The sequence below is a fragment of the Stenotrophomonas sp. 610A2 genome (assembly GCF_030549615.1).
Classification (GTDB): domain Bacteria; phylum Pseudomonadota; class Gammaproteobacteria; order Xanthomonadales; family Xanthomonadaceae; genus Stenotrophomonas; species Stenotrophomonas pigmentata.
This window is the reverse complement of the sequence record NZ_CP130832.1, coordinates 4,028,459-4,049,773: the sequence shown is the minus strand read 5'-3', so window position 1 is coordinate 4,049,773 and position 21,315 is coordinate 4,028,459. Positions and strand designations below refer to the sequence as shown.

At 58.7% G+C, this 21,315-nt stretch carries 30 protein-coding genes; 1 reads left to right on the top strand and 29 read right to left on the bottom strand.

Going from position 1 to position 21,315, the window contains the following annotated elements:
• Positions 1-76: 76 nt before the first annotated feature.
• On the bottom strand, positions 77-2,269 hold the full coding sequence (locus Q5Z11_RS17930) for a TonB-dependent siderophore receptor (RefSeq protein ID WP_303747653.1): 2,193 nt from the start codon (positions 2,267-2,269) through the stop codon (positions 77-79).
• A gap of 283 nt (positions 2,270-2,552) precedes the next feature.
• On the opposite strand from Q5Z11_RS17930, the gene Q5Z11_RS17925 reads away from it, so the two are divergent.
• Entirely contained in the window at positions 2,553-3,227 is a 675-nt protein-coding gene (locus tag Q5Z11_RS17925) for a DUF2306 domain-containing protein (protein WP_303747652.1), read from the top strand.
• Between the two features lie 35 nt (positions 3,228-3,262).
• On the opposite strand, the gene Q5Z11_RS17920 is transcribed toward Q5Z11_RS17925, so the two are convergent.
• The 28 genes from Q5Z11_RS17920 to Q5Z11_RS17790 form a co-directional block, all read right to left on the bottom strand.
• Entirely contained in the window at positions 3,263-3,925 is a 663-nt protein-coding gene (locus tag Q5Z11_RS17920) for a Pr6Pr family membrane protein (protein ID WP_303747651.1), read from the bottom strand.
• Positions 3,926-4,140: 215 nt separating this feature from the next.
• Entirely contained in the window at positions 4,141-4,473 is a 333-nt protein-coding gene (locus Q5Z11_RS17915; protein ID WP_303747650.1) for a low molecular weight protein tyrosine phosphatase family protein, read from the bottom strand.
• Between the two features lie 27 nt (positions 4,474-4,500).
• On the bottom strand, positions 4,501-4,920 hold the full coding sequence (locus Q5Z11_RS17910) for a hypothetical protein (protein ID WP_303747649.1): 420 nt from the start codon (positions 4,918-4,920) through the stop codon (positions 4,501-4,503).
• 112 nt (positions 4,921-5,032) lie between these two features.
• On the bottom strand, positions 5,033-5,416 hold the full coding sequence (locus Q5Z11_RS17905) for a YbjQ family protein (protein WP_303747648.1): 384 nt from the start codon (positions 5,414-5,416) through the stop codon (positions 5,033-5,035).
• 135 nt (positions 5,417-5,551) lie between these two features.
• Positions 5,552-5,821 (bottom strand): DUF2798 domain-containing protein, encoded by a 270-nt coding sequence (locus Q5Z11_RS17900; protein ID WP_303747647.1) that lies wholly within the window; start codon positions 5,819-5,821, stop codon positions 5,552-5,554.
• A gap of 202 nt (positions 5,822-6,023) precedes the next feature.
• Entirely contained in the window at positions 6,024-6,413 is a 390-nt protein-coding gene (locus Q5Z11_RS17895; RefSeq protein WP_303747646.1) for a lysozyme inhibitor LprI family protein, read from the bottom strand.
• Positions 6,414-6,487: 74 nt separating this feature from the next.
• The gene (locus Q5Z11_RS17890) at positions 6,488-6,886 is read right to left on the bottom strand and encodes a hypothetical protein (RefSeq protein ID WP_303747645.1); all 399 of its coding nucleotides are present in this window, start codon (positions 6,884-6,886) and stop codon (positions 6,488-6,490) included.
• A 214-nt stretch (positions 6,887-7,100) separates the two neighbouring features.
• Complete coding sequence (locus Q5Z11_RS17885) at positions 7,101-7,607, bottom strand: GNAT family N-acetyltransferase (RefSeq protein ID WP_303750082.1); 507 nt, start codon at positions 7,605-7,607, stop codon at positions 7,101-7,103.
• Between the two features lie 85 nt (positions 7,608-7,692).
• Complete coding sequence (locus Q5Z11_RS17880) at positions 7,693-8,193, bottom strand: hypothetical protein (RefSeq protein ID WP_303747644.1); 501 nt, start codon at positions 8,191-8,193, stop codon at positions 7,693-7,695.
• Positions 8,194-8,397: 204 nt separating this feature from the next.
• On the bottom strand, positions 8,398-8,775 hold the full coding sequence (locus Q5Z11_RS17875) for a DUF4124 domain-containing protein (RefSeq protein WP_303747643.1): 378 nt from the start codon (positions 8,773-8,775) through the stop codon (positions 8,398-8,400).
• Between the two features lie 167 nt (positions 8,776-8,942).
• The gene (locus tag Q5Z11_RS17870; protein WP_303747642.1) at positions 8,943-9,770 is read right to left on the bottom strand and encodes a S1 family peptidase; all 828 of its coding nucleotides are present in this window, start codon (positions 9,768-9,770) and stop codon (positions 8,943-8,945) included.
• A 77-nt stretch (positions 9,771-9,847) separates the two neighbouring features.
• Complete coding sequence (locus Q5Z11_RS17865) at positions 9,848-10,201, bottom strand: hypothetical protein (RefSeq protein ID WP_303747641.1); 354 nt, start codon at positions 10,199-10,201, stop codon at positions 9,848-9,850.
• A gap of 282 nt (positions 10,202-10,483) precedes the next feature.
• Positions 10,484-11,101 (bottom strand): DUF7822 domain-containing protein, encoded by a 618-nt coding sequence (locus Q5Z11_RS17860; protein WP_303747640.1) that lies wholly within the window; start codon positions 11,099-11,101, stop codon positions 10,484-10,486.
• Positions 11,102-11,849: 748 nt separating this feature from the next.
• The gene (locus tag Q5Z11_RS17855) at positions 11,850-12,152 is read right to left on the bottom strand and encodes a hypothetical protein (protein ID WP_303747639.1); all 303 of its coding nucleotides are present in this window, start codon (positions 12,150-12,152) and stop codon (positions 11,850-11,852) included.
• Between the two features lie 110 nt (positions 12,153-12,262).
• Positions 12,263-12,691 (bottom strand): hypothetical protein, encoded by a 429-nt coding sequence (locus tag Q5Z11_RS17850; protein ID WP_303747638.1) that lies wholly within the window; start codon positions 12,689-12,691, stop codon positions 12,263-12,265.
• Positions 12,692-12,751: 60 nt separating this feature from the next.
• A complete protein-coding gene (locus Q5Z11_RS17845; protein WP_303747637.1) occupies positions 12,752-13,099 on the bottom strand; it encodes a hypothetical protein in 348 nt (115 codons plus the stop codon).
• Between the two features lie 321 nt (positions 13,100-13,420).
• Positions 13,421-13,591 carry a DUF6334 family protein gene (locus Q5Z11_RS20760; RefSeq protein WP_405051618.1) on the bottom strand — a complete coding sequence of 57 codons (171 nt, stop codon included), beginning with the start codon at positions 13,589-13,591 and terminating at the stop codon, positions 13,421-13,423.
• 276 nt (positions 13,592-13,867) lie between these two features.
• Positions 13,868-14,149, bottom strand: a complete 282-nt coding sequence (locus tag Q5Z11_RS17840; protein ID WP_303747636.1) for a hypothetical protein — start codon at positions 14,147-14,149, stop codon at positions 13,868-13,870.
• Positions 14,150-14,262: 113 nt separating this feature from the next.
• Entirely contained in the window at positions 14,263-14,436 is a 174-nt protein-coding gene (locus Q5Z11_RS17835; protein ID WP_303747635.1) for a hypothetical protein, read from the bottom strand.
• Positions 14,437-14,658: 222 nt separating this feature from the next.
• Entirely contained in the window at positions 14,659-15,783 is a 1,125-nt protein-coding gene (locus tag Q5Z11_RS17830) for a serine hydrolase domain-containing protein (protein WP_303747634.1), read from the bottom strand.
• Positions 15,784-15,996: 213 nt separating this feature from the next.
• Positions 15,997-16,323 carry a hypothetical protein gene (locus Q5Z11_RS17825; RefSeq protein ID WP_303747633.1) on the bottom strand — a complete coding sequence of 109 codons (327 nt, stop codon included), beginning with the start codon at positions 16,321-16,323 and terminating at the stop codon, positions 15,997-15,999.
• Positions 16,324-16,656: 333 nt separating this feature from the next.
• Complete coding sequence (locus Q5Z11_RS17820) at positions 16,657-17,130, bottom strand: hypothetical protein (RefSeq protein ID WP_303747632.1); 474 nt, start codon at positions 17,128-17,130, stop codon at positions 16,657-16,659.
• Between the two features lie 441 nt (positions 17,131-17,571).
• Complete coding sequence (locus Q5Z11_RS17815) at positions 17,572-17,856, bottom strand: hypothetical protein (RefSeq protein WP_303747631.1); 285 nt, start codon at positions 17,854-17,856, stop codon at positions 17,572-17,574.
• A 220-nt stretch (positions 17,857-18,076) separates the two neighbouring features.
• On the bottom strand, positions 18,077-18,286 hold the full coding sequence (locus tag Q5Z11_RS17810; protein WP_303747630.1) for a hypothetical protein: 210 nt from the start codon (positions 18,284-18,286) through the stop codon (positions 18,077-18,079).
• A 405-nt stretch (positions 18,287-18,691) separates the two neighbouring features.
• Positions 18,692-19,282, bottom strand: a complete 591-nt coding sequence (locus Q5Z11_RS17805) for a hypothetical protein (protein ID WP_303747629.1) — start codon at positions 19,280-19,282, stop codon at positions 18,692-18,694.
• Between the two features lie 85 nt (positions 19,283-19,367).
• Positions 19,368-19,916 carry an MltR family transcriptional regulator gene (locus Q5Z11_RS17800; protein WP_303747628.1) on the bottom strand — a complete coding sequence of 183 codons (549 nt, stop codon included), beginning with the start codon at positions 19,914-19,916 and terminating at the stop codon, positions 19,368-19,370.
• 350 nt (positions 19,917-20,266) lie between these two features.
• On the bottom strand, positions 20,267-20,617 hold the full coding sequence (locus tag Q5Z11_RS17795) for a hypothetical protein (protein ID WP_303747627.1): 351 nt from the start codon (positions 20,615-20,617) through the stop codon (positions 20,267-20,269).
• 96 nt (positions 20,618-20,713) lie between these two features.
• Positions 20,714-20,962, bottom strand: a complete 249-nt coding sequence (locus Q5Z11_RS17790; protein WP_303747626.1) for a hypothetical protein — start codon at positions 20,960-20,962, stop codon at positions 20,714-20,716.
• Between the last annotated feature and the right edge of the window lie 353 nt (positions 20,963-21,315).

Here is a 21,315-nt window from a genome sequence, read left to right as displayed (position 1 = left end):
TTGAAGCCCCTCTCCCGCAAGGGGAGAGGGATGGAGCAAAAGCCAAAAGCTGCTACTGCGATCCTATCCGCAGCACTCAGAAGCGCCAGTCAAAACTCAGCTGGTAGTTCCGCGGGGCACCGTAGTAACCAATCTGGTACAGGCTGTTGATGTACTTCTGGTCGGTAATATTGTTGATGTTGGCGCGTATCGTGGCATTGGGCAGCACGTCCCATGCGACGAACGCATTCAGCACCGCATAGCTGCCCTGGCGCACCACCATGTTGGTGTAGCTCTCCTTGGTGGAGGTGTCGCTCTGCCAGCGGCCGCCCAGGCCGAAGGACAGCGCCTCGTAGTTCGGCAGGCGCGAGGTCAGCATCAGGTTGGCGGTGCGGCGCGGCACCCAGGTGTAGGTGCTGCCGCCGTCCTGGTTGCTCATCTTCAGCTGGGTATAGCCGAATACCAGGTTGGTGTTGTCGCTGAGCTTGCCGGTGGCTTCGAACTCGACGCCCTTGGACTCCACGTCCACGCCGTAGTACCAGTAGTTGGCGGTGGCGAAGTCATAACCGCCATACGTGGACAGGTTTTCCTGCTTGGCCTTGAACAGCGCCAGCGTGGTCAGCAGGCGGCGGTCCAGCCATTCGGCCTTGACGCCTACTTCGTAGTTCACGCCCTTGGTCGGGTCCAGGTAGACATGGTTGATGTCGTACTGGTCCTGCGGCTGGTAGATGTCGGAGTAGCTGACATAGCCGAGCACCTTGTCGTTGAAGTCCCAGGTCAGGCCGGCGTAGGGGCTGATGTTGTCTTCGGTCTGGTTGAAGGACACGCTGTTATAGCCATCACGGTGGTATTCGGCCCAGTTGAAGCCGATCACCGACTTGAAGCGGTCAGTGAAGCTCAGGCGGGTTGCGCCATAACCGCGCTTCAGGCGCTGGTTGGTCCAGTTGGCCTTGGTGCGCGGCCCCCACTGCGGCTCGGCAATGGCGTTGCCGGCGTAGGGGAAGGCGGGCAGGGCGCCAAACGAAGGATCGCTGCTGTCGACCGGGTGGTCCCAGGTGGTCTCCTCGCTCTTGGCGACGCTGAAGCCGAACATGGCTTCCTGCTCGCGGCCGAACAGCTGGAAGTGGCCGTTCAAGGTGATGTCGCCCAGATGCGAGCTGCCCTCGTCGATGCCCTTGTACGACCAGCCCACCAGGCCTTCGCTGGTCAGCGGATCCAGTCCGGTGGTGGTGTAGGCGAAGAACAGCTGGTCGTCACTGCCGATCTTGCGGTAGTTGTACGAGGCCTTGACCTGCCAGTCCGCGCCCAGCTGGTGGGTGTATTCGGCAAAGGCGGTTTCAGTCTTGGTATCCCAGTAGGTCCAATCCTGGGTGGTGGAGGCGCTGCGGCGCCAGGATGCCTGGCTGCCGTCGGCGTTGACGAAGGTCAGCGCGCCCCACATGTTCTGGTCGCTGTTGGCCTTCTGCCATGAGTAGCCCAAGGCCAGCGTGCCGTTGTCGCCGATCTGGCCATCGACCACGCCGTAGAAGAAGTTGCGGTCGGTATTGAAGCCGCGCAGGTAGGAGTCGGCGTCTTCATGCGCAGCCGCCACCCGACCGGCCCAACGGCCATCATCGGTGAACGGCGTGGAGTAGTCGATCTCGACACGGCGCTTGCCCCAGGAGCCGACGCTGACGCCCAGCTGGCCCTTTGCCTCGTTGGTGGGGCGCTTGCGCACGTAGTTGATGGTGCCCGAGGCATTGCCCACGCCGGTGAGCAGGCCGTTGGCGCCGCGGATCACCTCAAGCTTTTCGTAGCCGAAGGCATCCATCGCGCCGGTGACGATGCCCCAGTCATTGGGCAGGCCGACGCCGTCGATCTGGGTGTTCTTGATGTCAAAACCGCGCGCCACGTAATTGGTGCGGTTGGTTTCCCACTCCTCGACCTGGATGCCGGTGGCCAGGCGCAGCGCGTCATTGAGGTTGTCGACGCCGAACTGCTGCATCTGCTCAGCGCTGACCAGGCTGATCGACTGCGGGGTTTCCTTGATGTCCAGGTCCAGGTTGGTGGCACCGTTGCTGACCCGGTTGGCGCGCTGCGAGACCACGCGCACGGTATCCAGTTGGGTAGCGGTGTCATTTTCCGCGCCGGAGGCAGCGCCAGATGCGCTCTGCGGCGCGGCCATGGCGATGCCGCAGCTGCTGGCCAGGACCAGGCAGATGGCGGCCTGCAGGCGGGTGCGGGCGTTGCGGAACAGGAACGGGTTACCAGCGGCGTCAGCCGGGCGGAGGCAGTTGCGATTGGGGTGCATGAGCAGGCCTGAACAGGGGGAAGCAGCGGAATGGCCACAGGCGGGGGCGGTGCCCGCTTCCGGTGCGGGGCAGAACTGCGCTCGGGCGGGCGGCGTTGTCAGGGCGAAATTAAATGCGAATGATTTGCATTTTGCAACTATTGAGCCAGTCAGTTTGGTGCGAAGGGCTGCCTGGGAGGGCACGGTCCAGGCAAAACGCGTCTGTCGAACCCTGACCGGGGGGCACCGGACGTGCTCTGGCCGCTCCTTGTATGCTCCGCTCGACGCCCCGGCTGAGGTGACCATGTCCGACGCGCTGCATGCAGTTCCCGAACGCCGCGGTGGCCTGTGGCGCCTCGCCTGGCTGCTGCTCTGGCTGGCGCTGGCGGCCTTGAGCCTGCATTTCCTGCTCGCCGTCCATGGCCAATACCGGCATCTGGACCCCGAGCACTACGGGATGTACTGGTCACGTCGTAGTTGGCTGTGGTTGCACATCGGCGGTGGTGTGCTGGGGATTGTGCTTGGGCCGCTGCAATTCCTGACACGCTGGCCGCGTGCGTGGCCGCGCCTGCATCGCTGGTTGGGGCGCTGTTATATCGGGGGCATGCTGGTGGCGTGTGCTGCTGCGGTGGGTTTGATCGCCACTTCCCCTGCACCTGCGTCGATCACCACGGCGTTCGCCGGCACCGCGCTGGCCTGGTTGATCACGGCCTTGCTGGCGATGCTCAGCATCCGTCGCGGCCAGGTCGCAAGGCATCGCCGCTGGATGACGCGGGCCTATCTGGTAACGCTGGCACCGGTGCTGTTCCGGCTGCTGTTACCCGCCTGGATTGCGAGCGGCCGCGCACCCAGCCCGGACGCGATTGCACTGCTGTTGTGGACCAGCTGGATGCTGCCTTTGTTGCTGCATGGGCTGCTTTCAAACGCGTGGACGAAGTGGCGGGGGATGACGCAATCGTCTGCAGCTACGGCGGGCTGATGGTTGGCCGGACAAGGCCAAGGGCGAGGCAGGTTTCAGTGCTCAACGGTTGACCGGGGTGCACCGCGAAGTACCGCGATGAAACGAATGACGAGGCCAACCACGAAGAACGCCGCCAGCATGGCTGCTGCATAGGTGATTACCCGGACATAACCGATGCTGGCGGCATCGATGAAGTAATACGGATACATGCTGGTCAGTCCGCCGCGGACCAGGGCGTAGAGCAGATAGCCGATCGGATAGATGCACCACTTCAATGGCGCGGACCGGCCAAGCGGGAATCGGCTGGCGGATGCGATCCAGTAGGCAAGCGCACACAGCGGCACCACGTAATGCAGCAGGTAGTCGGTAATCAGCTGCAATCCCTGAGGATTCCAGGCATTGCGCAACAGCAGGTGATAACCCGCGCCGACCATGACGATCGAGGTGGTCGCACAGCCCAGTACGCTGGGTCTGGCGAAGAACCGGCCTGGGCGCGACATTTCCGCGGCCAGCGGCAGCGTCGCCGCAAGGGCGACGAACAGGTTGGTCAATACGGTGAAATAGGCAAGAAAGGCGAAGACGCCATGGATCGCGCCATGGCCATTGGCGTGCGCCAATTCGATGGACAGATAAAGCTGCAGCAGCAGCGCCATCCACGCGACAGCTGCCAGTACCGCGAGCATCACCTTGTTGGGTGCAGGAGGCTTCATTGTCATCGGCTCTCTGGCAGCGTTCAGTCGCCGCTCCCGGAGAAGACTAACTCAGCAGGGCGCACCACGAAGGCTCGACCCGCAAGCAAGCACCCCAACAGGTCGCAGCCAACAAAGCCCCTCTCCCTTTACGGGAGAGGGGTTGGGGAGAGGGTGACGAAGCAGCGTTGCCGGCACACGCAGGCAATGGCCAAGGCTGAGCAGGCTTCAAAGCCACCCAATCAAGCAACCGGAAAAAACCGGCTGACCTTGTGCTTCAGCAACTGCACCAGCACCGGGTCCATGTAGTCGTAGTCATCCGGGATGTCGAGGCAGATCACCCGCTTGCCATCCAGATGTGCGCGGAACTTCTTTGACAGCTTGTTGCGATGGGCTTTTTCCATCACGAAGATCAGGTCCGCCCAATGCAGCAACTCGGGTGACACCGGCGTATTGGCGTCATTGCCCAGCCCGGCCGACTGCGTTTCAATGCCGGGCCAGTCGGCGAACACCTGCTCGCCGGTTGGGCTGCGCAGGCGGTTCTGGGTGCAGATGAAAAGAACATTGCGGGGCATGGAGGAGATACCGGTGGATGCTGTTGATCAGCTGCCAGGTTCAGGAGAAGTAGCGCGGTAGTCGGTTCGCAGGAGCATCACGGTGAACGCGATGACAGCCAGCATTGGCCAGCCGAAGAACAGTGCTCGGAACAGCAGCGACCCATTCACCACTGCAATCAGCACGGCCGACACCAGACCGCCACAGCCGAAGCCGATCCAGAGGAATCTCCTGCTGAAGCTCCGTTGGCCGCCGGCGAGAAGATAGTAGGCCCGCCACAGTGCAAAGATGCCGAACCAGCCAGCAAACAAACAGAGCAGCACCAGTACAGCGCTGGCAACGTGTTCGTCGCTTCGGATCGCATCGACTGCAAACAATAAGCCCAAGGCGCTGTAAAACAGCGCCACCAGCGTGCTTGGTGCGACCACCACGAAGCCGATCAATTGGGCGAGTATCTTCGTTCGCATGCGATCCATCGTGATTCAAGGGGTGAAGCCGCGCGCTGTTTCAACGCATGGAGTAAATATTTCGCTTCAAACGGCGGGACGTGGATTGCATTGCCTGCCTGCGACATCGCAATCAGCGCGATTCCGCCTCGACCACAACGGCGGTTCCGTAGCAGAGCACCTCGGTGAGCCCGGTCATCAGCTCGGTAGCGTCATAACGCACACCGATGATTGCATTGGCACCTAGTTGCCGGGCATGGGTAACCATGTCGCGGTAGGTTTCATCGCGGGCCTGCTCGCACAGCTCCGTGTAGATGGTGATGTTGCCGCCGAAGATGGTCTGCAGCCCGCCCAGGAAGTTGCCGACGATGGAGCGTGAACGCACGGTAATGCCGCGGACCAGGCCGAGATTGCGCATGGCACGATAACCCGGCAGCTCCAGCGCGGTGGTGATCATCGCGTCATTGAGCAACGCGGGAGGCGTGCGGCCGGACGAGGTGTTGTACGGATCGGTCATGGTGGGTGCTGGCGTGGCGGATCAGGGAAACCGCAGTATGAATGCATGCGTGGGGCAGCACCAAGAAGGGGGCGCAGTCTTGCGATGCAGCCAATGTTGAAGCCCGGCCCGCACAGCGGGCCGGGTGCTTGCAGCTCAGGTGGTTCGCACCAAGGCTGCAGTTGCCTTGCGCACGACCGGCAACAGCAACAGCAGGATGGGGAAGGCGACCAGCCACGAAATGCCCCAGGCAGCGAGCCACTTGGAGCCGAGCAGCGGCGACATGCCAATGCTCTTCAGGGTGCTGATCAGAGAGACGACGCAGGTCATCAGGATGGACAGCAGCAAGGGCATGACCAAGGCGCCGTAGCGCGAGGGAAGCTTGGGAATGCCAAATGCGATGGTGGTTCTGTTTGTAGCGTTCACGGTGATCTCCTGGATCCGGTCAAGCAATGGCGCCTATCACCCACGGATGGGTGAACAGCCCCGGCAATGCCGGAGTTGATGGGCGCGTTGGTTGACGTAAACGCTTACGGCCGTCGCTTGAATCGCGAGGACGCGCAGATCTTAGGAGCTGGTCATGCTTCTGGCAAGCGCTTCAATATTGTTGCCGGCAAGGCAGTGCGCTTCATTGCCCAACCAACTCGCGCAGTTCAATGACCCGGTCGATGTTCAGCTGCATCGGGCAGAACGAATACATCGGCGAGCCGACATACGAGCCGGCGAGTTCGCAATGCAGGTCCCGGTACACCAGCCAGGCTTTCTGCGCGCGCTCGAGCTTTGCTGCATCGCCCGCGTTTTCCGCAAGCAACTTGCTGTTGAAGGCGCGATAGAGACGTGTCATCTCCGCTTTCGCATGCTCCGAGGTCACCGACGAGCAGGCCTCCACCGTGCCGTTGTTGATCTGGCCGGCCTTGGACAGGCAGTCGTTATAGGCTTGCTGGTGGTCCACCGGCGTGGCGGCAGCGGGCCACGCCAAGCCTGCAAGCAACAGCAGGGAAACTGCATTGGTTCGCATCGTGCAACGCCTTTGCTTGGGCAGCCGCAGCTGCCGTGGTTATCGTCTTCGCGAATCTACGAAGGGCAAACGACTCAGCGCCGTGTGAGCTCCTGCCCATCGACCGTCATCTTCCAGCTGCCATCCACTTGATGCGGCGGTACCGACACCACGAATCGCGTGGTCAACGGGCCCACGCCGGCGATGAAATCGTTGCCTTCGTAGGACTTGATCGGTGCATCCAGTGACTTGCTCACCGACGGGCTGGGTTGATGCTTGTAGATGACGCGCCCACCTGCGTCGATGAGCAAGGATGTAGTGTCCGATTCCCAGGTGCCGACATAGGCCTGCTTGTCTGCAGGTACCGGCTTGCCACAGGCGGCCAGCACCATAGTGCAAAAGAGGCCCAGCAGCACGAGGCGGCTACGGTGCAGCATCGCCTGCAGTTGCAAGGGGTTGCGGGCAGTGCCATGTGTGCTTGTGTTTTTCATCATGGAGTCCTTTCTATGCGTGTAGATGGCAGATCAGCGGGATGGTTGATGGCTGGAGTATTGAATCTTGGCAACTCTGCCAATGAACGCCATTGGCAGCAAGGTATCGGTGTCTGGAGTCAACAGCAGAAAGCCAGTTGAGACGAAAACGCAGATGACGCTGACATTGTTCGACCATCGCGTTCCACAACGCTGCAAGCAGGCCCGCGCTGGATGCTCATTCCTGCGCCGAAAAGGACGCGTGGTAAGCAACCGTTCCCTGTAGCGCCGGAGCACCAAATGAAAGCGCCTGGAAGTATTCGGCAGGAACGCCCGGCAAGGTGAGCGCGTCCGTGGCCTTGAATCCGAACCGCGCGTAGTAGCCAGGATCGCCAAGCACCACGCAACCGCCTGCAGCAAGTACGCGAAGCTTATCGAGTGCTGCGTCGATCAGCTGGGTGCCGATGCCCTTGCCCTGCAACTCCGGCACGACCGATACCGGCCCAAGCCCGTACCAACCGCTATCCGCGTCGTCGATGGTCACCGGCGATACTGCGACGTGGCCAACAACTACGCCCGATTGTTCGGCCACAAGAGAGACGGTGAGCTGCCCGGAGCGGCGCAATGCGGCCACGATGAACTGCTCGGTGTGATCGGTATGCGGCGCCTCCAGGAACGCGGCTGCGGTGACCGCGTCGATGGTTGCGATGTCGGCGGGTGTTTCCGGTCGGATCTGGATGTTCATGATGCTCACGGTACTGCATGTGCGGTGGTTGGTTCAGAAGTAGAAGCATACGCACGAAGCCGGCGATCAGCTTGCGCGCACCTGACTACTTGCAACCAAGCGTAACAATCGGCTCCAGATAGGCAGGGAGCGTACCTGCCGCATCCATCGCTGCCAGCGCATCAAAGCGTTGGATGCGTGCGCCGGGATCGGTGGCGAGCAGGGCCTTGTAAGCCTTGAGCATGCTGCGCATGCCGGCCAGCTGTGAGGGCTGCAGCGCACCTTTCTGCGATGGGTTGGCGATCTGGAAGGCAGCGCTGCCGAAGATGAACTGGGCCAGCAGCTCCGGACCATTGGGGATGCCAGTGCCGGGCACCGGCGTCAGCACGTCCGGGCAGACGTAGTCCACCACGTCCTTGGTGCTGTCCTCCCATTCCAGCAGCAGGGCGCGGATGCTGGTCGCCTCCGGGTGGCGCGGCTGCGCTTCCAGCAGTGCGGTCAGGCCGACGACCTGCGAGCTGTCTACTTTCAGCGCGCCTTCGCTCTGGGCGGCGGCACCCAGCGGCAGGAACAGCGCGAGCACGAGCATCTGGCTGGAGAATCGCATTGCACGGATTCCTTGTACGGCAGTGGCCTGCTCGCGCCCATGGGATGCAGCGCATTGGCTCTGGAACGGCGGCGAGCCAGACGATGATTGAACGTATCGCGGACAGGTTCAATCACTTCTTCGTGGAGGGCAGGGCTTGCTCCGCGCATGCGCCATGCAGCGCTGCCTTGCGCAGTCCGCGTGCCGCGCGACCCGCCGGCTCTGCTACCTGCAGGCAGTGCTGACCTGCTGGTCCAGGCTGGCCCGCATATCGGCCGTTGCCTGCGACCCCGCCGCACCCAAGGCCGCGGTGCGCATGGCCTTGGCGCCATCACAGCCCTCGTTGCCTGCGGTTGTTGTATAGCGAACCTGCACGCGCCGCTGATCCGGCCCGGTCGGGGCGGCGCTGATGGCCTGCGTCGGGTTGGATGGAGAGGGCGAGGCATACCGGCGCGAGGAGGTTTCGCCTTCGCGGCAGGGAATGGACTGGTAGCTGGTTTCGCCCTTCGGCCCCGTGCACTTGTACACAGGCTGGGCCTGCGCCGCCGGGATGCTGAAATAGAGAACGGCGGAGGCGAACAGGGGGAGACAAGCCTTTGTCATTGAAGCTCCATGGCAAATCATGAATAGGGGCGCTGATTATGTCCGGTCGCGGTTTTGCAATCCGGAACCGCTGCGCGTTTTTCGCAAACGGCAGCTGCAGACCTGCGAGGCGCTGTCAGCGGCAGCGACCAGCAGCAGGGGTGCAGGAGCATGCGCCGCGCGCAGACTCACTTCGTGGCTGGGGCCTGTTCCGACATGACGCCATCCATCCAATCAGCGTAATGGCTCATGCGGACGTTGCAGGCGACCTGGCCGTAGCGCCCGGGCCGTGCGGTCAACACGTTGCCCTGCACGACCTTCCAGGAGCCCAGCCCAGCGAGCAGCCATTGATCGCCGCTCTGCAACAAGGCGGGGCCGCCGCTATCCCCGTTTCCGAGCACGCCTTCAAGCGGCAGGGCCGAGGGTGGCGCATCGAACACATAGCAGAGCCAGCGGTCGTAGGCGCTGCTGACCTTGTTGAAGGCGCGACGCAGTTCGGTGCGGTTTGGGCCGCCGGGATCATGCCCGATGTCACCCGTGCCGGTGGCACCTTTGCCGATCAGCTTGATGACCTGGCCAGCCTCATCGCCGCCCCGGTAAGAAGCCACCGGAGCTACATCGGTCACGGGCTTGCTCAGTTTGATCAGCGCGATGTCATCCGATGCAGCCAGGAAAACCACGATCAACATCGCCTCGCCGCTGGCCGTGGCCTGGTCGATCAAGGTCTGCGGCAGCGTCCTGTAACCAGGGTGGATGACGACGCGCTCAACCTCGCGTGGCAGCCCGTTGATCACCACCTGCTTGAGCTCGGTGTGCTGGGGCAGGGTATGCGCAGCGGTGACCGCCCACTGCGGAGCAACCAGACTGCCGTGTCCTTCGCCTGGCATGTCGACCAGCGCCGGATACTCGTCGGCGGCAACCCGGTACTTCGCATCGTCCACATCGTGGCGAATGACGATGGCGCTGGCGGGGGATGAAGCCGCGAGCAGGAAGATCAGTACCAGCAGTTGCTTCATGGGTTGAAGTCCATTTGAACGACGAGGGCTGGGTTAGTGGGCGGCAGCAAGTTCGATGCGGCGATCAGGCAGCTGATTCAGCACTGGAAGCCGAGCACAAGCTCGGTACCTTCGGCATTGCTGCGATCAAGGTCACTGCGTCGCTCCAGCGGCTGTGTGCACCCGCGCGGCTTGATGTACTCGCTTGCCATGTCCACCAGTTCATCGGGTACAAGCGCCTGCTTATCCGTTGCACGTACGTGAATGTAGTACGGCTGCTGGAACATCACGATGTAGGTATCCAACGCATAGCTGCGGCCTGCGTGCTCCAGCTCTGCGTGGTTCTCATCGACCTTCACCCAGCTGCGCTCGATCAGTTTGTTGTCTGCAGCGCGGCTGCCGAATGCGAAGAGGGAGGTCGATACAAGGGCAACGGCAAAGATCTTTTTCATGAATGACTCTTTCTTCTATGTTCTGGAAATATAAATTTGGTTTGAAGCCCCTTCGGGCCATGACTTGTATGCAAACACCAAGGCCGAAAGAACCAGTGGCTATCGCCCCGCTGCCGCTCTTGCTTAGCGGCAATGCGTTGGTGCGCGTTGCAGAAGTACCAGCGAGTAGCCAAGCTAGGTCCGAGAGCCCATCTCTCTCTCATGCAGATTGGCAGCTGATGTCCACTTCGTGAAGCATGAGGTCGCCTGGCGACAGAGAGGCCGGCCACTCCCGATGGATTTTCACTTCGACCGGAGATCGAAGTAAAGAACAGTTGACCAGTTCCCGAGTCCAAGCGGGTAGAGCTTTTCGGCGGGCTTTTCGCGCTCGATTGGCGGTGCAGGAGGGGTCTTTGCTCCGAAAATACGCGCCAGCCATCCCTGCTTGTCCTGCGTCGCCGGTTCGGTGACCGGGAGCGTGGGCTGCAACATCCCAAGCGCTTCTTCAATCTGGGGCTCGAGGAAGCCCAGTTCGTTGAACAGTTGCGAGTTCTGGTCCTCAAGCTCCTCCTCGCCCATATCGTAAATCTCACCGCATTCAAGCAAGAAATATTCACGGCGATTCTCAGCAAGAAATGCTAGTGCTTCCTGCTTCAGCTCCAGTGCCTCCGGGAGCGTGATCCGGTCAAGGAACTGCGAAAGACGTGCCACGCCAAGATCATAGCTGCTGGTGATGGCGATGTTTCCAGCGTCAACCCAGATCGAGGATTGAACAATCCTGGGGTTACCCGACATCAGGATCTTGTAGATCAACGGGATGCCATAGTTCCACTCGGAAATGCCGGTGATGCGGCGATGTTCCGGCGATCCACCATCATGGCCAAGCCCATTGCCTGCATACAGGTAGCTGCGATTAGCCATCTTCGTCCTTGAAAGTTCAGTGTGGGGGTTGAGTCTGCCTGGCAAGGACGATTGGTATCATCCGCGCTTGCAAGGCCAATGCATTGCGACCGCCGATTACTATAACGGCGGCCATGGCTTCGGCGTAAGTGCGCGCGATGATTGCGGCGTTGGTTCAAAGCTGCATTCAAACGATCAGCCAAGATACTGGATTTAGCCATGCTGCCTTCGCACCAACTTGAACTTAACGGTCCTGGCTGGAATTGAAGCGGTTGTCTCGATGCTGACGGTGATATCAAGTGCGACGCCTGCAAGCGCGCATTGTGAGGACATTGATCGTGCTTGCAGGGCTTCCACGGCGGTGCTCTGCAGGGCGGGCCGGGTTTGAATGCGTACTTAGCGCGAATCGTTGCTACGAAGCCTGTGACGGAACAAAAGACCTGCAGCCGAAAGTGCCAAGCCACCGAGGAATAGCGCGCCTGTGAGGTAGTCAATGTACCGGGCGGCAGTTGGGATGGCGCGCAGGTAGCCGGATGTGGCTCGAGTCTCAGCCGACAGCATTACGTCGACCGGAAGCAGGCCGAAGAAGGCGATGAGCGCGAGGCCTGCTGCAGCGATCCCTACTACGATGGCAAGGCTTGCGAGTGCTCTCATCGTTTCGTCCAGTGGTTGAGCTGTAGTGATTGCCTGGGCTGGCACCTACTGGATCGATGATGATTTCGAATGCAGGTCAATCGAAGTGCCCGGTCATAGGTGGAGAGTTGATGCGTCATGAACTCGATACGCCGAATACACGCTGGTGCCAGAAACTTCTCGGGCTGCGGAACCAGTGCGAGTTCTCTTTCGTCTCAAATGCCGAAAACTGCCCCATATCGATGTCGTAACGATGAAGCAAAGCGATCAGCTTACGTAGCGATTCATCGGTGGTTTCGGCAGACGCCAATGAAATTACAGTCTCGTCCAACTCCCCGTAAACCTCTTCAACCACGGGAATGCTTCGCGCCCAGCTGAAGAAGCTGTTCTCGTCGCAGGGAGAAAAGAAGACGACGCGTTTGCAACGGATCTGGGGCATGGCGTCTAGGGTCCGAATCAGGTTGAGCTGTGATGATGATGATCGGCAATGATAAATACTGCAGCTTGCGTGCGGAACAAAGCGGAATCAGCTAGGAGTGTCTTCCGGCTTCACTTGCACAGTCTGTCCCGAGCAATCGTGGCACCTATTTGGTCGGCGGACCAATGCCGGGTAATCCAGATGGTTAGCGCGCTCCCAGAGATGTGCCAAGCGGTGTTGCTTTGCAGGTGGGAGGCTGCGTTGTGAGCGCCGGCGATACGCCAAGACGCTCGCTCGCCGGGGGGTGCATGGTCAGGACTGCCGAACAGCAAGTTGCCAGCAACGCTCCATGGGTTGGTTGCAGCCGCCGCGATAGGAATTTTTTCATGACATTGTGCCCACGCTGCAGCAATCTCGTTGCGGCTGAAGAGCGCTGGATCAGCAGGGGTTGGGCGTCCGTGCACTTTGGAAAGCCCGATGACATAAAAAAGGCCGGGTGCTGCGATGAGCAGTGCAAGGAGTGCCAGGATCGAAATCGCGGATCGCTGCCAGAAGCGCATGGTGTGATTCCCTATATCCGACAGGCGTCGCGTAGCATCACGGACCTGAGCTTGAGGTTGTCAGGCATCGAACCTGTCGCCATTTGCTGACCTCCCTTCGAATGCGAGCAGCAGCTTTGCGGTGCCATATGTGCCAAGAGCCATCTGGATGAAGGCCACTGGGAGGCTGATCAAGAACAGGTAAAGCCCCAGGGGACCGGAAAGCCAGTAGTGCTGAGCCAGCATGCTCAGAAGAACGAGGACGCCGGTCAGCGCGGTAGAGGTCAGTAGCGGAATCAGGCTGGGATGATGCGTGCGACGGTAAGAGCGGAACTGCAGCCAGAATACAATCGCGGCAACAACGAGCATACTAAGCGATAGAAGCGTTGTAGCTGCTTCGTAGATTTCTATTGCATCATCCTGATTCATCTGTGACCAATATCCTCGGTTAAGAATCCATGCGCAGCTTGACGAATTGCAGATGGTCGTCAAGCGGCGTGCCTGAGCTCATCGATGTTCGGCGCGTGTGTCGGAGAAGCATCCTGGAAGTACGGCCCTTTCCAAGCGTCTAATAGCTGATAGCTGATAGCTGAGGTCAACGGTAAAGGCGCAATGTATCGGGGGGTTGCTAGGCGATGGTAAATGTTTAAAGGGTGATTTCAGTCGTTGGCAAGAAGGTCGGCAGATCCATGATGGTGGTGATTCAAGGAAAGAGCTGGACCCAAATGCGACTGGAGTGCGCAGGAATGCTCAGAGCTCGATTGGCTCGACCTTGTAAAAATTGAGGACTGACGCTGCAACGACGATATCCAAGATAACAGCCGCCGCTCCACTCTGGTCTTGGAACTCCAAGCGAATCCCATCGGTATATCCCTGTTGATTGGTTGTAAGCCATGCCCATTGAACGGTTTGCCGAGACACTGGGACAGGAACCTATTGGAAGACTTGACTGACTGGCGATCCAAGCTACCAAGTGACAGGGCGATCGTGTCGTCCTCAGCCACCGCGGTGATGCAGAGTGTCAACGTCTCAAACCTCAGCTCCAATCCATCTATCAACCGAGAGTGTGGTTGGAACGACGACTCAAGGACTTGTTCAAGTTTTCCACCGTCGTTGCATGCCTGGCGAATCAATTGGATCACTGAGGTTGATTCCTGTTTTCCTGATGCTGGCTATTGGGGCGGCTTCTGCTTGAGTTCACCGGCCAGAATTCGGCAGGTGAAAAAATTGCTGCTCGAATTCCAGTACAGCGGCTTCAATCGTCGCCGAAGTTCCGCACCTTTCGTCTGGGGCCTGCTCTATGAGTAGCTCCAGGAATTGAGCTTCCATTGACGCCGTGCAATCTTTCAGTGCGTCCGCATAAAAGAAATCTTTGCTCTGAACGGAGTAGCCAAGGCCGATCACCTCGAATGCGCGATAGAGGACTGCTCCATTCTCGATTCGACGCCAGATCGGGATATAGCGATAAAGGTGCGTCATGATTGGTCGGTATCAGCGTGTCCACTCTGTTGTGCGAGTGACTGTATGGTGGTTGATGCTTGGCCCAAGCCGTTTGGCGAAGCGCCGGCGCCGAGTTGATAGTTGCTTTCCGGTTATCGCGCAGATTGGCTGCGCGCCTTGATGAAGTGCACCAGCCCGAGTACGAAAATGATCAGCGGCATTCCGATTGCGACAAATCCATCCTCGTTGAAATGACGGACATTCACTGCGAACCACGCGGCACCAACCACCATGCCGATCAAACCCGAGATCTTCTTGCCCGACATATGACCTACTCCCCTAGGAGGACTTGCCAAGAATCTGGAAAGTACGCAGATGTTTCTCCATAAGCAACTGAATCCGTTGGCCGTGATCTGAAGCTGGGATTGCACAGAGCCGTGAAGCGTTGGCGGGGGGAGGGGGCTGTCAGCCGCCACCATCAGGAATGCCTGCTGCCGGGCAATGCCTCCGGGGGGGGCTTGAGTCCGGGGCAGGTTCACGCTGCAGGGCTAAGCCTTGCGATCTGCATTCTCGCGCGCCGCGATTCTCTCGACCAAGGTATCGATCGCCGTCTCCATGGCGCGTGCGGTCTGGTCACCGCTCTGGTTGGTAATGACGAATATGCCAAGCTGGTACTTCGGGATGATGTAGATGTAGCACTGCGAGCGGGGCACGCCACCATGATGGGCGTAGTAGGTGCCCTTCAAGCGATCGCCGCTGACGATGTTCCAGAAATAGCCGATACCGAACTCGGGGTCGAAGTTCAGCAGCGTACGATGTGATTCCTCGACGACAGGCCCATTGGCAATCTGGAATCGCAGGTACTTCGCCATTTCCGGAACCGTGGCTTTCACATTCCCGGATGCACCCCATGGGAGTTGCGGCATTGCCGTGGTCGGCACCGGATTGTCACTGTGATAGCCAACCGCAAGCCGGGCCGCGTCAGCATCGCCAAGGCGGATCTTGGCATCCGTCATCGCCACGGACTCTTGCAGGAACCCACGCAAAAGTGACTCGTAGTCTTTCTTGTAGACGACTTCCAATACGTGTGCCACCAGTTCGGTCCCGGTACTGGAATACGCGTACTCCTTCCCGGGCGCTCGGCCAATCTCGACAGCATGCAGGTCCCCGAAGAACTCAGTCTTTCCGTAGCCGGCATAGATGGCATTGAGCTCAGCGGGCGTACGCCGGTCGGTGAAGTCGGCGAGTACGGTGTTGGCGCGCTCCGGCAGCATGTTCGGCAACCCGCTGGTGTGCGACAGCAGGTGGCGTATGCGGATTGGTTCGCCCTTGTACTGCAGGTTCGGATAGTCGCCCTGCAGATACATCCGGATATCGTCGTCCAGGCTGATCTTGTGCTCCAGGACGGCATTCGCAGCCAAGGTTCCTGCCAGTGTCTTGCTCAAGGAGCCGATTTCGTAGAGCGTCGCATCACTGGGAGGTCCTGGGGTACCTGCAACCATATCGCCGCGGTGGCGAATGAACTCCTTGCCCCGATACACCACTGCAATCGAAGTCGAGTGGAGCAACGGCTGTTTGATCAGCGTTGCGGCCACTTCATCGATGTCCGTTCCAAGGTCTTTCGCAGGAGCTGGAGCGCCCTTGCAACCCGCGCCAAGCAGTGCCGCTGCCAAGATGCAAAAGTAGAGCCAACACCTGTTTCGAAGGGCCATCGAAGTCGCTTGCATGCGTCGGCGCTTGTAGTGGGATAGGGACGGGCTCCTAAGGTAGCCGAATACCTACGGCGGCGCCGTAGTGGTTACAGCACTTGAATTGGGATGGCGTTTATGGGCGTGCGGAGTGGAGAATGGCGCGCACTAGTCCGTGCGTTGGGTCTGTGTGCAAGGTCAGCTCCCCGCTTCAGAGTTGCGGACCTGTGTGTCAAAAAGTACAAACTCGGTCTGCCCATTGGTTGATTCCATTGCCCAGGGCTGGGCGGTGCTGACCCGCACCAGTGCCTGACCGTCAATGTCCATCCATGCAGCGATGATTGTGCAGGCGATGCTCCCGTCGCAAGGGTAGGTGCTGGTGAATGACAGGTTGCTGACGCTCACAACCGGCGCCTTTTCAACGAATATGTGGTTCGTGCCGGCTGCGTCGACAAGAAGGCATTCGACAAAGCCAGGGAAATGGTCGTCGACGAAGCTCGTGATACGTACTGGTATTGAGGGCATGCCGTTGGGTACTTGAGTTCGAGATCATGCGTGCCTACGAAGCGGCTTCCGTTTCAATGGACTGATTGATATCAGGGGCCAACTTCAATGTGGTGATCTTCGCTCGCAACAGGCCTGCGTGCGTCCTGGCGTTGGGATTCCAGAGGGTTGTGATGCTGAAGCGTTCCCGCCTGCCCAGGGCGTCGAGCGAGCTCAGGCGCCACATAAATCACCTCATATTGTACTGAACCTGGTCAGCTCACCAGCCAGTTTCCGACATTCTTGTGGTGCTGGCGAAGTTGTGGAACTTGGCTAACCGCGAAACAAACTCGACGTGATTGAATAGTCATGTTATTACCGATTGGCAGCTGAGTCTGCAGCATTCGCGGCATCGCCCAGGGCCTTTCGAATGATTTCCTCCTCCTGTGGAGAAAACTTCGGCATAAAAACTTCAGCTTCTTCATCGGTCAGCTCTCTGTACTGATGTATCCGCTTCACGACGATGCCGCCGGGGGAATAGTCGACAGCTGCCTGGATCTCGCGCAGCCCGGATAGCTTGGAAGGTCTGCGGAAAACCATGGTATAGAAGTTTTTTGCTCTGGCATCGTTTCCAATAGCAAACTCTATCGAGAGACGTTGTCGGGGACACTCGGTGGAAGTGGCGCTGCTGCCATGTGGGAAAGCATCGATGAATGTAAACGTTGTCAGGGAATTACTGACAGGTTCCTTCAGCGTCGAGAGCGTACAGAAGTCAATCGAGCCTCTGGCCAATGTCGTCCCAGGAATTGCAGAAAGAAGCATCAGCCAACAGATCTGTATCCTTTTCATCTGATGCTTAACTCCGGAATAAATAAGTTGGTTCGGCTTGAATGAAAGCTTGAGGGACAGCCTAGTTGCCACCGGCTTGCTTGGCCTGCTGCCATAGGGCAGACAACTCTGTGGAGGAAATTGAGCTGAGGCTGTCATAGGCCGGTTGTGTGGCCGACCTTTCGCCAGTGCCCTCACCGTGAAGTTCAATTCCACCGGTGCCGTTCGGAGTGACAACGAAGACGAAGGGCGATGCCGGGCTGGGCGGAGCGGCGACCACCACAACCGAGCGATCATCATCGCAGGCGTAGACCAGCCAACTGGTAGAGCCGAATTGCTTGGTTGCGGGCCCGGTATTGCATTGAAGCTCGGGACGCTCCGAAGCTGCACCAGTCGGAGTACCAGCGGCCAGCATGTAAGCGAGTAGGATTACGATCATGTCTGTGTCTGCGGGCTCTGGAGTCAGGCGATGTCGGATAGCGGGTTTGGCTTGAATGAAGTGTTGGCGCGCACGGATGCAAACCTTGCTGGCAAGGCCAATGGTCTTACCGTCGGCGTGTACGGCATGAAGGAATTGCTGGCCGCCAGGAACCTGCCGTGCAGGGCCAGGCCGGTTGAAGCAACGGCAGCAATGGCCCCGGAAATGACGATGGCGGTCGAGAGGCCGAGGGTGACCAGGAGCAGGCGCGAGAACGATACGTCAGCGAGCCGACCGGATGGCGAGTGGGTTACCAATACCCAGTGCATAGCCAATAGCCAGCATGCGGCTAACACTGGAATAGTCGTGATGGGCATCAGGTGCGCAGCGGCGATGGCAGGCAAGGGCGCTGAAACGCTGGCCAGCCAAAAGCGCTTGCGAGGCGAGTAAGCAGCTCTTCGACGAGTGGCTGTTGCTGGCATCTGATACCTGGATTGAGCGGAAAAGCGAAGTAAGGTCTGCTGGAACAAACTATCAAGCGCGCGCAGTTCAGCGGCGCCCCATCCAGATAAAGACGTACTGCACCGCCATTGGAAGCAGGCCAAACACGATGATGCAGAACAGGACGCTGCCTACAAACAGAAGACCCAGATCAATCGCTTGGGCGAAGAGTGGCCGGGAATAGCTTGGAAGGTGCTGGAGCTCCGAACGGGACGCCAGCAGCCCAAGGACGGGCAGGATGCCAAACAGGGCGCCCACGCAACCGGTGCTGATTATGGTTTGTCTGAGTTGCCGGCGTTGCCACATAGCGACCTGTTCCGGAATTGAGCGGACCCGTGAAGCGAGTTCAGCTTGAACAAATTGTCAGGTGTCATGATCGTAGCGCGCAGCTACCCCGTTTTTGAAGTGAATGGTAAACAGAGCGTATCGACCGCCAACTGTTTCAAACTGAAGCAGCCATGGGTTGCTTGCATCGGCATCAAGCGGAACCCCAATGCCAACGAGCTCGAATGTGTCGCTCAAAGAGCCCTTAAGAGGCCCGTAGATCCTCTCATATGCCGGAACCAGCACTGATGCTGACTGTTCGAGCATCGCGTTTTGGTCGTTGGCCTAACTCTGGAATTAAGCCGCTGCCGCGAAGTGGCAGTCGGCTTGAATGAACTGTTAGGCCGCATCCTCTACGGCCACACGCACGACGTCAATGCATCTGGGGATTTGTTCGAAGGGTAGCGGGTAGGCCGCATAGATATTTTCATACACAGTGATCTTGGCCCCCGTGCCGTGACGCATAAGGTGGCCGACGCCACTGAATGAAGTGTTTGCATTGGAGCGCAGCTTGGCATTGCGCCCATGGAAGGGGCGGCCTAGTGAGCCGTCGAGGATGTGCACCGTGAGCTCGCCGTACATGGCGCCAATAAAGTCATGCTGCTCTGTACCAAAGAGCTGCATTGGATCAATGGTGTTGTGAATCAGAAGGATGGTAGGTGCGCCAGATTGTGCAGCTAGCTGTAGTTGCCCCCGGGCCTCCGTGATCTTGTGGCGGGCGTGCGATCCGACAACTCTTGAGCTAACTCCCGACGGATTGAAGCCTCGAAGGCTCTCAATTTGCTCTATCTCGACAGCGACCGTAGAAGCGCCGAGTTGGAGATTGAAGTCGTGAGTCTTGGCGGTGCTCGTTGGGACTCGCTCCCAATTGAGAAGATTCTGTTGGCAGAACATCTCGAACAATGCCTCGGATTGGGTCTTAATAGTCAAAATGCCGGACCCCTGTCATGCGACCTAACGTCTGAATTAAGCGACCCGCGGAGCGGGTTCGGCTTGAATGAATTGTTTGGTGTCATCACGGCTTTCTCGCAAGTGTCTCTTTTGCTATTTGATCGGCCTTAAACTTGGCTAGATCAAGGTCTGGGTTCTCCCGTGCCGCGAGACGTTCCCGGCCTCTCATTCCGCTATGCATTATTGCTAGAAGCCCTACTGCCGATGAGATAAACAGCTTTCGGCAAGGGTCGCCGCCATCACGCAGATGGTGCGTAAGCTCTCTACAACGATTGGCAATAGCTTGATCATCAAACCCTACAGGTTGATGAGTATGGCCAAATGTGTTTCTGATCTTCCGAACAAGGTGGAGGTCGCGGCGACTTAGCGGACTGATGAGCCCAAGCATAAAAGACAAGTCAATGCGGGAAGAGAAGGTGCCAATGGGCTTGCTTTGGCTCAGCAGCTCGTCAGCAATCCTCTCATCCTCGACAAGGAGTGACCTGAGTAGCTTCTCAAGCTCCGTGTCGAGGAATGCGGCGGCCATAAGGGCGCACCCCCGATCTGTCTCCGCATCCAGAGATCTCCGAAAGGCCATTACTTCCGTGAATTGGGCGTCTTCAGAACTGTCCATGAGACCTAACTCTGGAATTAAGCCGACCCGCGAAGCGGGTTCGGCTTGAATGAACTGTTAGGCGCCGCAAGCATCCTGTGGCCCCGCTGATTTGCCTACCCAGCCAGCCTCAACATCATCGACTGCCGATAGTATTTGCTGTGCAAACGAGCGGGCCTGTGCCACGTCGAACTCCACCGCACCTTCATGAGGCATTGTTACGACCTTGATGAAAATGAGCCCCTCATCTTGGCGTGGCTCACACGTTACCGTCTCTTGGTACCCTTGCTCTGGAGAGTCCGTCATGGCAATTTTGCGCCTAACTCCGGAATTAAGCCGACTCGCGAAGCGAGTTCGGCTTGAATGAATTGTTAGGCGCGCCCCAATTTGCGCCAGCGGCTGTACATATACGCAGTGAACGTCAAGACGAATAAGAAGGAAATTGCGCCCAAGTCATGATCGTTGCCTACGATGCCACCACGGAAAAGCCAATCAACCAAGAGCACGAAAAATAGCCCATATAGCTTAATGCCAAGATCTTTTGCGCTCGGGAAGCTGCCTGAGAAACTGAGGCTATCGCAAGCTAGAAAGGCCAGTGATGCACCGAGCCAAACTGACGCCACAAAGGTTACAGGATCTGTTGAGACCGTAAGCAGCGCAATGATGCGGGCGACCAAAGCGGCGGCAGACGACCATATCCAGAGCTTTGACCAATTGTGCATGCTGAGCGCCTAACTCTGGAATTAAGCCGACCCGCGAAGCGGGTTCGGCTTGAATGAATGGTTAGGCCTCACTCCTCTGGGAAGGCCTACGAGATCTCAAACATCTTGCTGTGGTGCGATGAGTGCTCCGCCGTTGTAGATCAAATCCGCAGGCACCCGCCCGTCTACTGTCTTCTTGAGCTTTTCCGCATCAATTGGAACTTGCACCTCTGTACCGTCTGATCTGGCAAAGACAAGGAAGCAAGAGGCACCGTCTTGAAGCACCTCTCGAATCTCGATGCGATGAACTCCGTCGCGCTCAACCACTACAAGTGCTTCAGGGAGGGATTCTCTTGAAACTGTCATGTGAGGCCTAACTCTGGAATTAAGCCGACCCGCGAAGCGGGTTCGGCTTGAATGAATTGTTAGGCCGGAACCATGCACGAGACGCGGCAGGTAAGAGCAATGCGGTAGCGATTGTGCAAACGACGTACTGACTGATGTAGAGAGCCGAAGGAACGCCCACAGGAATGCTTAGCCAAGGAAGGGAGAGTAGTCCGTAAGCACCAAAGAACAACTGCAGCCACCACGCCCATCTACGGCCGCGCCAAATTGCTCGCAGGTAGAGAAAAACCAGCCATGAGGCAAACGCCCAAACCACTAAGGTGATGAATGAGGCGTTTGTCCACTTTGTAGCAAACAAATGGATCATGCCGGCA